This window comes from Anabaena sp. CCY 0017 (genome assembly GCF_963920885.1).
Classification (GTDB): domain Bacteria; phylum Cyanobacteriota; class Cyanobacteriia; order Cyanobacteriales; family Nostocaceae; genus Nodularia.
The window spans coordinates 38541-53873 of sequence record NZ_CAWUDG010000007.1 but is presented as its reverse complement, the minus strand read 5'-3'; the positions used below and the strand labels follow the sequence as shown (position 1 = coordinate 53873).

General features: G+C 42.3%; 10 protein-coding genes. 2 read left to right on the top strand and 8 right to left on the bottom strand.

Translation table 11 applies throughout. The annotated features are described in order from the left end of the window. Positions 1 to 26: 26 nt before the first annotated feature. From ACM0OW_RS10855 to ACM0OW_RS10820, 8 genes are all read right to left on the bottom strand, one after another. Positions 27 to 875 carry an Rpn family recombination-promoting nuclease/putative transposase gene (locus ACM0OW_RS10855; RefSeq protein ID WP_414550070.1) on the bottom strand — a complete coding sequence of 283 codons (849 nt, stop codon included), beginning with the start codon at positions 873 to 875 and terminating at the stop codon, positions 27 to 29. A gap of 88 nt (positions 876 to 963) precedes the next feature. Further along, complete coding sequence (gene topA / locus ACM0OW_RS10850) at positions 964 to 3111, bottom strand: type I DNA topoisomerase (RefSeq protein ID WP_414550069.1); 2148 nt, start codon at positions 3109 to 3111, stop codon at positions 964 to 966. Between the two features lie 329 nt (positions 3112 to 3440). Further along, a complete protein-coding gene (locus tag ACM0OW_RS10845) occupies positions 3441 to 4262 on the bottom strand; it encodes an Rpn family recombination-promoting nuclease/putative transposase (protein ID WP_414550068.1) in 822 nt (273 codons plus the stop codon). A 64-nt stretch (positions 4263 to 4326) separates the two neighbouring features. Further along, positions 4327 to 5310, bottom strand: coding sequence for an ABC transporter substrate-binding protein (locus ACM0OW_RS10840; RefSeq protein WP_414550067.1), 984 nt, complete (start codon positions 5308 to 5310; stop codon positions 4327 to 4329). Then, the gene (locus tag ACM0OW_RS10835) at positions 5311 to 6237 is read right to left on the bottom strand and encodes a sucrase ferredoxin (protein WP_414550066.1); all 927 of its coding nucleotides are present in this window, start codon (positions 6235 to 6237) and stop codon (positions 5311 to 5313) included. 13 nt (positions 6238 to 6250) lie between these two features. Then, a complete protein-coding gene (locus tag ACM0OW_RS10830; RefSeq protein WP_414550065.1) occupies positions 6251 to 8875 on the bottom strand; it encodes a TonB-dependent siderophore receptor in 2625 nt (874 codons plus the stop codon). Positions 8876 to 9049: 174 nt separating this feature from the next. After that, on the bottom strand, positions 9050 to 10057 hold the full coding sequence (locus ACM0OW_RS10825) for a helix-turn-helix transcriptional regulator (RefSeq protein WP_414550064.1): 1008 nt from the start codon (positions 10055 to 10057) through the stop codon (positions 9050 to 9052). Positions 10058 to 10656: 599 nt separating this feature from the next. After that, on the bottom strand, positions 10657 to 11493 hold the full coding sequence (locus ACM0OW_RS10820) for an Rpn family recombination-promoting nuclease/putative transposase (protein ID WP_414550063.1): 837 nt from the start codon (positions 11491 to 11493) through the stop codon (positions 10657 to 10659). 279 nt (positions 11494 to 11772) lie between these two features. Between ACM0OW_RS10820 and ilvB the strand changes: the two genes are divergently transcribed. Both ilvB and dacB read left to right on the top strand, forming a co-directional pair. Further along, a complete protein-coding gene (ilvB, locus tag ACM0OW_RS10815) occupies positions 11773 to 13671 on the top strand; it encodes a biosynthetic-type acetolactate synthase large subunit (protein ID WP_414550062.1) in 1899 nt (632 codons plus the stop codon). A gap of 165 nt (positions 13672 to 13836) precedes the next feature. Then, positions 13837 to 15300: a D-alanyl-D-alanine carboxypeptidase/D-alanyl-D-alanine-endopeptidase gene (gene dacB, locus ACM0OW_RS10810; protein ID WP_414550061.1), complete on the top strand. Its 1464-nt coding sequence runs from the start codon at positions 13837 to 13839 to the stop codon at positions 15298 to 15300. The last annotated feature ends 33 nt before the right edge of the window (positions 15301 to 15333 follow it).

Sequence of the window (15333 nt, the reverse complement as noted above, 5' to 3'; positions counted from 1 at the left end):
ACCTTATTTTTCCTGGGGTTGAGTGTCTACTTATTGGCTAACCATGCCTCCAAATCCAACAAACTGGTAAAGTCCAACAAAGCCTCACCCAGATTTTCCAATTGTTCTAAAGTCAGAGTTTCCACTTGTTCACGCATCCTTGGAGGTAATTCTCCCACTTTGCGAGTGAGTTGACGCAAAACCAGACTTCGTTCCCCTTCTTGTCGTCCTTCTTGTCTTCCTCGTTGTTCCCCGCGCTGTTCACCTTCTTCGAGAATTTCTTGGTAAATTACTGACTCGCGCATCATACCCTCCCGAAATAATCTTCTAATCAAATCCTTTTTAAATTTTAACCCCGCTAAGATTTGGGTGTAAGCGGAAATTTCCGGTCGTTGTGTTGTCTGGACTTGGTTGACTCGCTGCACAATTTGTTCTAGCAAGACTGGGGGTTGATTAGTGGCTGTTAACGATGCTAGAGGTAACAAGGCTGAGTCTTGAAGAAACGGTTCGGGGTTTTCTTCCCACATCTTAATTACCCGATATTCGTGACGGGTGTTTTCCACCGTAAAGGCTGTAGCAATTTCAATCTCATCTTTGGGTGGCAGCAATAATACTACCACTTGTGTGATCGGTAAGCGATACAACCGATACAACCGCACCCAATAATCTAACATTCGCAAAGGTAGGGGCGGTGTGGATTCCAGTTTGGTTTGAAATTCTAAGTGTAAAATCCTGCCTTCTAGTTGTAAAAAGGTGACGTAATCGGCGCGGATGGGTTCAATACTCAATTCGGTTTTCAGGACGGTGACACCTGTTTGCGGTGTGCCTAATACCCAACTAGCGAATGTTTCTGGATGTTTTTCTGATAGCAGCTTGCAGAGATTGTCGAAGGACATTGATAATACATAGCTATTTCATTAAGTATTGTTATTATCTCCTAGAGAGTCATAAATATAATTACTCTCAGCAACTATTTTCTAGTATCTAGCTTTTTAAGTCGCCAAACTTAGGACTCCACCACCCTTTAGCTGTGTTAAAATAGGCTACGTCCTTATGTTTTTTATCCTGGCGAGATTGAGGATTTGAACATCGCAGCATTGTTTTCTGTTGTCCATCCTTTGTATAACTGTACTCTTCCAAAGGCTTTTTACATACAGGGCAGGGATGTGAACTTATCTTGGCTGGCGGCTTTTGTTCATTATCTTGATTGCGTGGTGCTGACCAAGATTTAGAGCGATCGCTCCAAAACATGACCACATTCTCACAGCCACTGGTACACTTAAGAAAATATTTCTTCTTCACTTTAGTGCTAGGAACTTTCGACATACAATTGTTGCACTCAGGGCAACGAGTTCTAGAAGTTTCCAACTGACGCTGGGGAAAAGCTTTACTATTTGATGCACCTGTAACCAGGGTCTTGGCTTTGGATAATGCAGGTATAAAATAATCCTGATTCCAACCACTGAGATATTGCTGCCAACTTTGTTTGCCATCAGCGATCGCATCTAAAGCATCTTCCATCTTAGCTGTAAACTCTGCCTCTAGTAAATCAGGTAAAGCCTTTTGTAAAAAATCATCAACCTCTAACCCCAAAGCTGTAGGCTGTAGGTTGTCTTTAATTAACTGCACATAATCCCGTTTTTTGAGAGTAGCGACAGTGGGGGCGTAGGTACTGGGGCGACCAATACCTTTGCGTTCCATTACCTGTACTAGCTTTGGTTCGCTGTAGCGTGGTGGTGGCTGGGTTTGCTTTTGCTCATGTCCGGCATTTTCTAGCGTCAGCACCTGTCCCTGTTTTACAGCAGGTAAATCTGAATCTTTACTGAGATTGTTCCAGTAACGAGCGTAACCGTAGAACTCAATTACCTGTCCTCTAGCTTGCCATAACAGGTTTCCTGACTGGGCGATGATTTGAGTTTTGCGGAGTTGGGCGGATTTACATTGAGATGCGATCGCCCGTTTCCAAATCATTACATACAAGTTAAACTCATCAGGTGGCAATTCTGCGCGCAATTCCACTGAGGGACGAAAAACATCTGTAGGACGGATAGCTTCATGGGCTTCTTGCGCCGATTTACTACTCCGATGTTTGGCTAGTTGCTGCGGGACATTCTGCGGGTCATTTTGTTCTAACCACTGACGCGCACTAGCGCAAAATTCCGGACTCAACATCACCGAATCTGTTCGCATATATGTAATTAACCCAGCTTCATAGAGCTTTTGGGCAACCTGCATCGTTCTATCTGGAGAAAGCCTCAGCTTGGAACCTGCGGCTTGTTGGAGTGTGGAAGTAATAAAAGGCGGAGGTGGTTGACGATTGACGGTTTTCCCTTCCACCTGGATAATTTTGTGAGGATGCAACCGGGCTTCTGCAACTAATCGTGTCGCCTCAGCTTCCGATAAAACACGTTTAGATTCTGGTTTCTCCTTGCTATTACCCGTAGCTGCGTCATCATTAGTTTCAGTTTCTGGCTGTGGAATATCTGAGGGAGAATTAGCTGTGTCTTTGTAAAAAGCCCGAAATCCTTCTGCGTAATCTACCCAAACATTCCAGTAATCTTGAGGGACAAAAGCTTGAATTTCCCTTTCTCGCTGACAAATCAGATGTAATGTAGCGCTTTGGACTCTACCAACACTTTTCGCACCGTTATTTAATGCCCAAACCAGGGGACTGCCTTTGTAACCCACTAACTTATCTAGACAATCTCTGCATAATCCCGCACCTATCAAGTTTAAATCAAGTTTTCTAGAATGAGCGATCGCACTTCTGACCGCCGATGCCGTAATCTCTGTATAAACCACTCGTTTGGGTTCTTTCAATCCCAGCACTTCCTTGAGATGCCAAGCAATGGTTTCGCCCTCTCTATCTGGGTCAGTTGCTAGAATCACCTCATCAACCTGTTTGACCGCAGACTTAAGTTTCTGGATAGTTTCTTTTGCCCGTTGATCACGAGGCACATAATGACACTTTACTACGCCACCATCAATATTAAATCCCAGAGAATCATCACCCTCATTACTAAGTTCTCGGATGTGACCGCAACTAGCACGAACAATCCAATCCGTACCCAAAATCTGACTAAGTTTTTTGACTTTACCGGGGGATTCAACTACTAAAAGACGTTTTGGCATGATAGGTGCATTTTAGTTACTTTATCTTATCTTTTTTGGGTACATTTTTAATACATGGGCAAGGGAGCAGCGTTCTGGCTTTGTAACCTTCTTGTCGTCCTTTATACGATAATTTTATGATAAATAACCGAGCGAACCCCAAGAATCCCAATACAGTTCAGTTAAACCTAAAAGTCAACGTCTACGTAGGTTGGGTTAAGCGCAGCGCAACCCAACAAAGTCATGGAAATGTTGGGTTTCACTTCGTTCTACCCAACCTACAATTTTCTCTGTTCTCGGATGTTACTGAGTAAACCCCAAGAATCCCTAGTTTGCTTGGGGTTGAGTTTCTACTTATTGGTTAACCATGCCTCCAAATCCAACAAACTGGTAAAGTCCAATAAAGCCTCACCCAGGTTTTCCAATTGTTCCAAAGTCAGAGTTTCAAATTGTTTACGCATCCCTGGGGGTAATTCTCCCACTTTGCGAATGAGTTGACGCAAAACCAGATTTCGTTCTCGCTGTTCCCCTCGCTGTTCGCCTTCTTCGAGAATTTCTTGGTAAATTACTGACTCGCGCATCATACCCTCCCGAAATAATCTTCTAATTAAATCCTTCTTAAATTTTAACCCTGCCAAGATTTGGGTGTAGGCGGAAATTTCCGGTCGTTGGGTTGTCTCCACTTGATTGACTCGCTGCACAATTTGTTCTAGCAGGACTGGGGGTTGATTTGTGGCTGTTAAGGATGCTAGAGGTAATAATGTCCAGTCCTGAAGAAACGGTTCGGGGTTTTCTTCCCACATCTTAATTACCCGATATTCGTGTCTAGTGTTTTCCAGTGTAAAGGCTGTAGGAATTTCAATGTCATCTTTGGGTGGCAGCAATAATACTACCACTTGCGTGATTGGTAAACGATACAACCGATACAACCGCACCCAATAATCTAGCATTCGCAGAGGTAGAGGTGGTGAGGATTCTAATTTAGTTTGAAATTCTAAGTGTAAAATCCTGCCTTCTAGTTGTAAAAAGGTGACATAATCGGCGCGGATAGGTTCAATACTCAATTCGGTTTTCAGAACTGTAGCACTTTTTTGCGGTGTTCCTAATACCCAACTGGCGAATTTTTCTGGATGTTTTTCTGATAGCAGCTTACAGAGATTGTCGAAGGACATTGATCATAGATACCTATTTTATCAAGCCTTGTTATTATCTCATGGAGAATTAAAAATCTGATACCTACGGCTGCAATAATTGCCGAATTTGATTGATAAATATCTCAGCCACAATTGGTCCCCGAATGCGGGTTAATTGATAGTCTAGAAAATAAATTTTTCCAGCTTGGACTGCGGGAATTAAACGTAGGATCGGGTCATTTTGCCATTGGTGTTTGGCATTCTCAATGGTGTTATCTCCAGTTGGCATCACTAAAATGTGGTCGGTTTTAATGTTTGCTACGGCTTCAATTGAAATGTTAGGCCTGTCTACTTCTCCGACAATCACTTGAAAGCCTAAATCTTCTAACAATCCGGTAATAAAATCAGGCGCAAAGATAAATGATTCCTTGACAAACTGTTGCCAGCCTAACACAATTATGGTTTGTCCTGATATTACAGGCGCTAGTTGACTTTTGACTGTTTTCACCAGTTGATTATGGGATGCGATCGCCTGTTTTGCCTGTTCTTCTCGATTTAACCCCTGTGCGATCGCTTCCATCGCAAATTTCCATCCAGTTTTGCCCCCAGTGTCGAAAAATGCTGTTGGTGCAATGCTAGAGAATAATTTGTAATTTGTCTCTAGTTGAAATTTTTCACCTAAAATTAAATCTGGTTTAAGTTGCACTAATGTTTCTAGAGAGGGATTATGGCGATCGCCTAAATTCACAGGTTGAGTCGTGATGCGATCGCCCAAAAACCGAATCTGCTGACTAGGGTTATCAAATACTTTAGTGTTTAACAAATCCACTTCTGCATAACCAGCCGGTTGTACCCCTAACGACAGCAGAATATCTAATAATGGTGGACTTAGGGCAACAACTTTTTGCGGCTGTCCACAAATATTAATTTCACCACCGTCATGCTGAATCACACGACAATCGGATGCTATATTTTCGGGAGTTTCACGACTCTGTAATTGAGGTGTGTTGCTATTACAAGCTGCAACTAAAATCAATGTACACAGTGATAGTAGCAACAGTTTAATATGCCTGAACCAAAACTTCATTTATTTTACTTCGATAAGATTACTCACTGTGTACTTGGGAATCGGTTCTAATTTAGTCCCATCATCACTTCTAATCAGGTTTTCACCTGTGACGACATCAGCCTGATAGCACTTGATAGAACCGTCAGCAATTACTGCACTCAACTTAATACGGTGAAAGCATTCATCTTCACTTTTTTCAACTATGCGGCAAGTTACTTTGTAAGTAAACCATTCCCAACCATGTTGAAAAATCAAATCTCTCTCCATCGCTTGGGCGGGATAGGGTAAAATTGCCCAACCACGATAAATGTATTGTAAGCAGTTAATATCGCCATTGTAGGTAAGAATAGCGGCAAAACTTGAGGCATCAAGCCAAGCGTAGTATCTGCATTGCGGCACATCTAATACTGTAGGGGCAAAACGATGACTACCAAAATGGCTCGATTGCCAAACGCGAACAGATTCCACTCCTAAGTCAGCTACAACTGCATTAGCTTGGCGAAAAAAAGGAATGCCACATTTACCACAACGTTTGTCATGAGCGCCGTGGGTACAAATTAAGATATCTCGAACATGAGGATTTATCTCTGTACCGCCGACATCTTTACCCGCTAACCAATTTTTCAAAACTGTGGCGACATCCTCAAGACTAGGAACATGAATTTCCTGCTTGGCATATCCCTGAGTAAAACCTGACACCGGGGTAAAAATTAGGATGCGCGTCAGTCCCTCACGGCGTAATTTTTCGTTGTGGATGAATAGTAAAATCCCATCTGGTTGGATTTCGTAAAACTCCTCCTCGAATAATCGCAAATTCTCAGGAACAGCTTTTGATGTAAATTCATTGGCTTTCCAGGGAGGTGGACATTCAATCAATACAAAGCATTGTCTATGTACACCAGTACCAATGGGATCTTCATGGACTACCTGGGAATGGTTTATCATCTCTAACACATCGCTAAAATTGCCAAGAAACAGTCCCTAGTACCTCAAAAGGTGCGCCAGGAACGACAGCACGCCGATTTTGTGAACCTGCAAAATACTCTGTACCAAACAAATTCTTGAAGTTTAATGCTGCCCGGAAATTATCACGATTGTAATAAACTGCGGCATCAAAACGAGTATATCCTGGTAGTGTAAAACTGTTGTCTAAATCTCCCGTTCGTTCACCTACAAAAAAGGCTCCTGCACCAAAACCTACTCCTCTGAAGTTTCCAGATTGCATGGTATATGTCGTCCACAAACTAGCTGCATTCTGAGGAATATTATTCAGGCGATTACCAACCTCAAAGCGGTTGTCTTGAGTAATGGTGGCATCAATGAGTGCATAGGAAGCAATAATATTCCAACCAGGTAAAATTTCGCCAGCTACATCTATATCAATACCCCTAGCTCTTTGTTCGCCAACTTGAATGGAAAAATTACGGTTGTCAGGGTCAGCAGTCGTAATATTACTTTTGGTGATATCGTATGCACCTATAGTCGCAGAAAGACGACCATCTAGGAAATCAGCTTTAGCGCCAATTTCATACTGGGTTCCCCTGGTTGGCTCAAAAGGAGTGTTTGTGGCATTCTGACCTCCTACTGGAACAAAAGAACGGGAGTAGTTGGCATAGAGCGATAGAGTTTCGCTAGGTTGATAAACCAGACCAAAACGGGGAGAAAATGCACTATCATCTATATCTTCACGAAAGTCTCCAAAACGCTGCTTGGAGGTAACACTATCAAACCTACCGCCAATCACCAGTTTGAGGTTATCCAATAAAGTAATTTGGTCTTGTAAGTAGATACCAAAGAGTTTTTCCTCTTTGCGATCGCCTTCAAAGAAGAAATCATAACCCCCGGTATAAGTAATGGCATTGTAATCTGGTTCAAAGATATCGAGCAATCCTCCAGTTAAGGCTTGCTGTCCCGCCGGGGCTTGAGAACCATAACGCGCAAAGGAGTTTCTGACTTCAAACCCTAACAAAAGCTTGTGAGCGATCGCTCCTGTGTCAAACTCCCAAACTAAATCGTTTTGGAAAGTATACGTCTCAAAAAATTGATCGCCAAAGTAAGCTTCAATATCTAAAGTGCGGTTATCGTTTCGCAAACTGCCACTTGATGATCCTTCGCGGTCAGATTCAAAGCTCGTCGTGTAGCGGAATGCACTACGCAAAGACACATCATCAGAAAAATTGTGATCAAGGTACACATAAGCTCGTGTTTCATCATAATTAGCCTGAGAGAAATTAGGGTCAAACAAAGCTCTACTCAAGGGCAAATCCGCCGGGCGATCTGCACCATTGAGTACAAGCAAACCTCGATCAAATGTCCGTCTATCTTGAAGATAAGATGCTTCTAGAGTCAGCTTTGTATTGGGGCTAATTGTCCACGCCAAAGAAGGAGCTATGAAGTAACGCCTGGAATCGGTAAAATCTCGAAAACTACCTGCACTTTCATAAGCAATATTCAGGCGATAAGCGAGTGAACCATCCTCAGTCAAAGGCCCGGAAAAATCCAATGTTGAGCGATAGAAGTCAAAACTTCCTGCCGTGAAGCCGATATTGTAGTAAGGCGTAGTCAGTGGTTTTTTAGAAACTAGGTTGATGATACCTCCCGGTTCACCTTGTCCAAACAAAACAGAAGCTGGCCCTTTGAGAACTTCAATCCGTTCTACATCCGCCGTTTCTTGAGCAGTCCGATTGTTAAAAGAAGCGCCACCCCCAGTATCTTCTCTCAACCCATTTCTGTAATTTGTAGCACCAAACCCCCGGATTCTAAAATCTTGTCCGCGATTACCAAAAGAACTGGAGAAGTTGACACCACCGACGTTACGCAGCGCTTCATCCAAGCGAACTGCTCCTTGGTCTTCAATCACTTGACGCGGAATCACTTGTATATTAGCGGGAATATCCCGTAGAGGTGTATCTGTCTTTGTCGCTGTTGAACCTTCTCTGACACGATACCCATCTTGCTGACCTGTCACTACTAATTCAATCAGTTGATTATCTTCAGGTAACGGTTGTTCTGCTTGAATTTCACTCTCAGGTTCCTCTGGTTCAGGCTGTGGTGACGGTGTGGAAGCCATAGCACCTGCTATCGAAAAAATTAGACCTTCTTCTGGACTGTCAAACAACTGCACAACAGGTAAACTCGCCTCACCCGCCACTGTCACCCGAATAGTATTAGCATCAAAATTAGTAACTACGATTTCCGTAATCCCCGCAACTGGGTTAGGGGAATTGAATGTGAACTCATCCCCACTAGGTAAACGCAGTTGAGCATTGGGAATATCTGCAATAAAACTATTCTCAGTATTGCGATTTGTAATTTGCAGTTGTTCCCCTTGAGTTGTCTGTAAAATCACTTCCACACCTTGCTCGGTGGAATTAATCTGCACCTCATTCACAATAATCGGAGCTTGAGGTGTTTGAGATAGCCTATTTCTGGCAATAGTTGTAGGTTGTTCTGATTCATTTAGACTTGGAACTATAGCGATTTTATCTTCTGCCCGTGCAGGTTGAATAGTCGTTACTAGCCCTACTAACCATAAATTTAACAGTAATTGTACCTGCTTTTCCACACCTGATAATTGATTCACTGCAAAAAACCCCTAGACTAGAGCCGGAAACCGCTTTTACTTAGTTCAGATAAGAACTTCTATCAAGAAGAATATATGTTTTGAGAGTAATTATTAAAGTTGAATTGCAGGCTCAACGGATTTTTTTTGCAGGCTAGAGGGATTTTCTCAATTTCAGTCTGGTCTGTAAAAGTGTCAAGAAACCCTGATTTTGAAGTCACGAGGGTTAAGTCCAAACTTTTTTCGGAAAGCTGCGGCAAAATGCTTGCGATCGCGCCATCCTACTTTGTGCATCACATCACCCACTTTTATCTCACCGTTTTCTAATAATTGCCGTGCTTGTTCTAAGCGATAATTATGTAAATATCCAAATACTGTAGCCCCAAAAATCTGCCGAAATCCTTGTTTTAATTTAAAATCATTTAATCCTACTTGCCGAGCTAAATTGATCAGTGATGGAGGGTTAGAAATACTTTTTATCAGAATATCTCTTGCTTGATAAATCCGCTCATAATCATCACCTTTAAAATTAATCAACTGCCTTTGGGGTGTACAATCCTGCAACATTTGAGCAAATTGTAAAGTGATTAATTCTAGAGTTTTAGCTTCGATATAAGTCCGGCGCATCATTCCTTGCACGGGACAGTTAAGCAGTTGATGCAGTGCTATGTGCATTGCCGGAGTCATTTTACCCAGTGATTGATAAAATGGAGGCGGTGCATCAGTTTCTAAGCAGGGTTTAAGTAAACAAGGTAAATATTCTTCCTGACCTTTACTTAATAATCTCACCAGATGCGGTTCTAAACGGATTCTGACACTTATATTGCGTCCCGGCATTCTGGTTTCAATTTCTCGCGTCCCTGCGGGATAGTAGAATAGATAGCTTTCTCCGGGGTGTTCGCAAGCATCTTCATTTATACCAAATATTTGCTCTTTGAGAACTCCTGTACTCCGAAAAACCAGAGTCATGGGGTAATCTTCATTACCATAATAATCATGATCATAAATTTCTGGATACTCAAAATTTGAGATATCTGTACGGAGTCCCTGAGAAAGTGGAATGTTACTAACTAAACCTTTTCTGAGTGGATGCTGCCAGTTTTCTACAATTTCCACATCATTAGAATGGCGGGTAATCTCTCCCGCTTGTAAACCCTCGTCCCATAGTTCATCCCAGTCCGCATCTGTATAAATTTTGGTCATGTTCGTTAATACAATATTTCTCAACTTTCTTGAGAAATTATCTCATATTTTATGGGTGCTTAATGATGCGAGTATTGTGACTGCAAGCATTAGAGCGGTTTTTCTGCTATTTTCGCTGACTGTCTGGCAGATGATAGACAATTACTATGAACGACGGAACTCATATTTGGCATTTCCTGGCGGCAATCGGGACAAAACCAGTAAATTCTACTACTACCGATATGTTGCAGTAGTTTTCCGTTACAGCAAGGGCAATCACTCATATTTTATTTAATTATCAGCGTTGCTAAATTTGAAATTTATCAAATCTAGTTATTGACAGTAAAATCAATAGCTAGTGGAATTTGTGGAAATTTGTCGAATCAGAAAAAGGCGCAGGAGAATAAATTTCCCACAAGCCAGCCTGATGTCGGAGGTAATAGATTTATACAAAAGTAATCTAACAAATAATTATAATTATTGCAATAATTTAGCAATAGATGGGAGGATAGGCAATATAAGATATGCCTTGGGATTTTTTTGTCGTACTTTATACGATAACTTTCTGGATAATAACTGAGTGAACCCCAAGAATCCCTAGTTTGCTTGGGGTTAAGTTTTTACTTATTGGCTAACCATGCCTCCAAATCCAACAAAGTGTTAAAGTCCAATAAAGCCTCACCCAGATTTTCCAATTGTTCCAACGATAGAATTTCCAATTGTTCACGCATCCCTGGGGGTAATTCTCCTAACTTGCGAGTTAGTTGACGCAAAACCAGATTGCGTTCCCCTTCTTGTCGTCCTTCTTGTCGCCCTCGTTGTTCGCCTTCTTCGAGAATTTCTTGGTAAATTACTGACTCGCGCATCATACCCTCCCGAAATAATCTTCTAATCAAATCCTTTTTAAATTTTAACCCCGCTAAGATTTGGGTGTAAGCGGAAATTTCCGGTCGTTGTGTTGTCTGGACTTGGTTGACTCGCTGCACAATTTGTTCTAGCAAGACTGGGGGTTGATTAGTGGCTGTTAACGATGCTAGAGGTAACAAGGCTGAGTCTTGAAGAAACGGTTCGGGGTTTTCTTCCCACATCTTAATTACCCGATATTCGTGACGGGTGTTTTCCACCGTAAAGGCTGTAGCAATTTCAATCTCATCTTTGGGTGGCAGCAATAATACTACCACTTGTGTGATCGGTAAGCGATACAACCGATACAACCGCACCCAATAATCTAACATTCGCAAAGGTAGGGGCGGTGTGGATTCCAGTTTGGTTTGAAATTCTAAGTGTAAAATCCTGCCTTCTAGTTGTAAAAAGGTGACGTAATCGGCGCGGATGGGTTCAATACTCAATTCGGTTTTCAGGACGGTGACACCTGTTTGCGGTGTTCCTAATACCCAACTGGCGAATGTTTCTGGATGTTTTTCTGATAGCAGTTTGCAGAGATTATCGAAAGACATGGATGATAATTAGCTATGATTGGATTACAGCTATTTTCAGGCAAATAGACCACGCGGTAGGGGCGCAACTCCTTGCGCCCCTACAACAGATGTGCTTCAAATACATGAAAAGTGCTGTAAGTTGGTTTTCTTAGGCAATTGCATTGCGAAATCACAGCAATTCTTCGTTTATGTCAAACTTTATATTTAAATAGCAGAATTAAATTCAATTTTTCCATTAAAATGGAATACTAAATACAGAATTGACGCGTTAACTTAGCTATCGTCTGAGGTTTGACCGTGACCGTGCGCTTGCCATCCTTAACTAATCCCCCACAAATAGAAAATCACAATCAGTCTGGTGTGACTCAATCGCCAGTCGTCGCGCCCAAGCGTGAAACTGGTGGTTTTGCCTTGCTTGACAGTCTTGTCCGCCATGAAGTTGAATATATTTTTGGTTATCCTGGTGGGGCAATCCTGCCAATTTACGATGACCTATACAAAGTAGAAGCAACTGGTGCCATTAAACACATTTTAGTCCGGCACGAACAAGGCGCTGCTCACGCTGCCGATGGCTATGCCCGTGCCACTGGCAAAGTAGGAGTATGCTTTGGTACTTCTGGCCCTGGGGCAACAAATTTAGTCACAGGCATCGCTACAGCCTACATGGACTCAATCCCCATGATTGTGGTGACAGGACAAGTGCCACGGGCATCGATTGGTACGGATGCGTTTCAAGAAACCGATATTTACGGAATTACCCTACCAGTAGTCAAACACTCCTATGTAGTGCGCGACCCCAAAGACATGGCGCGTATTGTGGCTGAAGCTTTCCACATCGCCAGTACTGGACGACCAGGGCCAGTTTTGATTGATGTGCCTAAAGATGTGGCTTTAGAAGAATGTGACTATGTACCGGTTGCACCGGGAACTGTGAAATTAAGGGGTTATCGTCCCACTGTTAAGGGAAACCCTCGGCAAATCAACGCCGCAATGAAGTTAATTCGTAACAGTAGCCGTCCTTTATTGTATGTTGGTGGTGGAGCGATCGCATCTAACGCCCACGCAGAAGTTAAAGAACTAGCGGAATTATTTAATATTCCCGTCACCACAACCTTAATGGGTATCGGTGCATTCGATGAACATCATCCCCTGTCTGTGGGAATGTTGGGGATGCACGGTACTGCTTACGCTAACTTTGCGGTGACAGATTGCGATTTATTAATCTGCGTTGGGGCGAGATTTGACGATCGCGTTACTGGTAAATTAGATGAATTCGCTTCTCATGCCAAAGTAATTCACATCGACATTGACCCCGCAGAAGTTGGTAAAAACCGAGTTCCTGAAGTTCCAATTGTGGGCGATGTCCGTCATGTTTTAGTTGACTTGTTGCGTCGCTGTCAGGAAACAGGAATTAAGAACATCCCACACAAAAATCAAGAGTGGTTGCATTTAATTAACCGTTGGCGGCAAAACTACCCCCTAGAAGTGCCTCACTATGCTGACAGCATTTCACCTCAAGAGGTAATTGTGGAAGTTGGTCGCCAAGCCCCCCACGCTTTTTACACCACAGATGTAGGTCAACATCAAATGTGGGCAGCGCAATTCCTGAAGAATGGACCCAGACGCTGGATTTCTAGTGCTGGTTTAGGAACGATGGGTTTTGGTGTCCCGGCGGCTATGGGTGCAAAAGTAGCTTTCCCTGATGAAGAAGTTATCTGTATCAGTGGTGATGCTAGTTTCCAAATGTGCTTGCAAGAATTGGGAACCCTAGCACAGTATGGTATTAATGTCAAGACCGTAATTATGAATAACGGCTGGCAGGGAATGGTGCGCCAATGGCAACAAGCCTTCTATGGTGAGCGTTATTCATCCTCAAATATGGAAGTAGGGATGCCAGACATTGAGCATTTGACTAAAGCTTATGGCATTAAGGGCATGGTAGTTCGGACTCGTGAGGAATTACAAGGTGCGATCGCCGAAATGCTAGCACACAATGGACCCGTTGTCATGGATGTCCGAGTCACCAGAGACGAAAACTGTTACCCAATGGTAGCCCCAGGTAAAAGCAACGCTCAAATGATTGGTTTACCCATACAGCCACCAAAAGTCGTAGTTGAACCAGTTTCTTGCAGCCATTGCGGTACAACCAACCCTCCTACACACAACTTTTGTTCTGAGTGTGGCACTAAGTTATAGGGAATTTTCCAGAAATAACTTTGCATAGGTTCAGATCCCCGACTTCTTCAAGAAGTCGGGGATCTATTTATAAAGATATCAGCATAGGAACAAATATTCTCATTTTTTGTCATAGAAAAAAATTACGAATTACGAACTACGAATTACGAACTACGAATTATATTAATGTCTAAAAAAATCACTATTGGCTTACTGTCGCTGTTTCTAAGCACTCAAATCGCTGTCACCCAACAAACAGCCAAAGCACAAATACCTGTTACACCGACAAGCACCACAAAAACAATTTGTCCCGCCCAATTAAAATCAGCAGTGGACACCATCACAAACAGCCCGGAATTTAGTCGGGTGCGTTGGGGGATTTTAGTCAAAAATATGGCTGATGAACAAACTCTTTATAGTCGCGATGCTGAAAAATATTTTAATCCAGCTTCTAATACCAAATTACTAACAACAGCCGCAGCTTTACAACAATTGGGTGCAGATTTTCGCATTCGTACTTCTGTTTATCAAGATAGTGATGGTATTTTGCGCGTAGTCGGTAGGGGAGACCCCAGTTTAAAGGTTCCGCAACTACAAGAATTAGCCCAGCAGTTACGCCAGCAAGGTATTACTCAAGTTAACCAATTGATTGCCGATGATAGTTATTTTCAAGGAGAAATTGTTCATCCCAGTTGGGAATGGGAAGACTTAGCCGCTTATTATGGCGCACCAGTTAACAGTTTAATTGTCAATGAAAATGCTTCTCTATTTACAGTTTCGCCCCAAACTATAGGAAAACCATTACAACTCAAATGGAATGAACCCGTTGAAGCATATCAGTGGCTAGTGGAAAATAATTCTGTAACTACTCAAAAAAATGAATCGGGTTTTGTTGCAGTTAGCCGGGGTTTAAAAGGGCCTGTGTTGCGAATTCAAGGACAGATGGCTGTAGATTCTAATTCTACTATGAGGGCGATCGCTGTTTTTGACCCAGTTCAAAATTTCTTGCGTCACTTCCGCCAGACTTTGGTGAAATCAGGAATTACTGTGAGTCAGATGTCATACGGTACTAGTGGAAAAAATGAAACAGAACTAGCAGTAATTGAATCACCACCTTTATCTGAGTTGTTAAAAGAGACCAATATTAATAGTAATAATTTGTATGCTGAAGCTTTATTAAGGGCTTTAGCGATTAAACAACCCATAAAAACTAATCAAACTACGGCTGATGCAGGTTTAGAAGTTGTCAAATCTAGTTTAACTAAATTAGGAGTAGATCCCACAGGCTACATATTAGTAGATGGTTCTGGATTATCTCGCAAAAACTTAATTAGTCCCCAAGCTTTGGTGCAAACTTTACAGGCTATGGTAAAATCACCACAAGCAGAAATTTTTCGGGCTTCTCTACCTGTTGCGGGTGTTAGCGGAACATTAAGAAATCGCTTGCGTGATACCCCGGCTGTAGGAATTGTCCAAGCAAAAACAGGTACGATGACAGGTGTAGTTTCCCTCTCAGGATATGTGAATGCACCCAATTATCAGCCCTTAGCTTTTAGTATAATTGTCAATCATTCTGAACAACCCGCCAGCGTTGTCCGCCAATCAATGGATGAAATTGTCGTCCTCCTAACACAATTACAGCGCTGTTAATAAAACCATACTCTTATTTTGAGTATTTCTTCC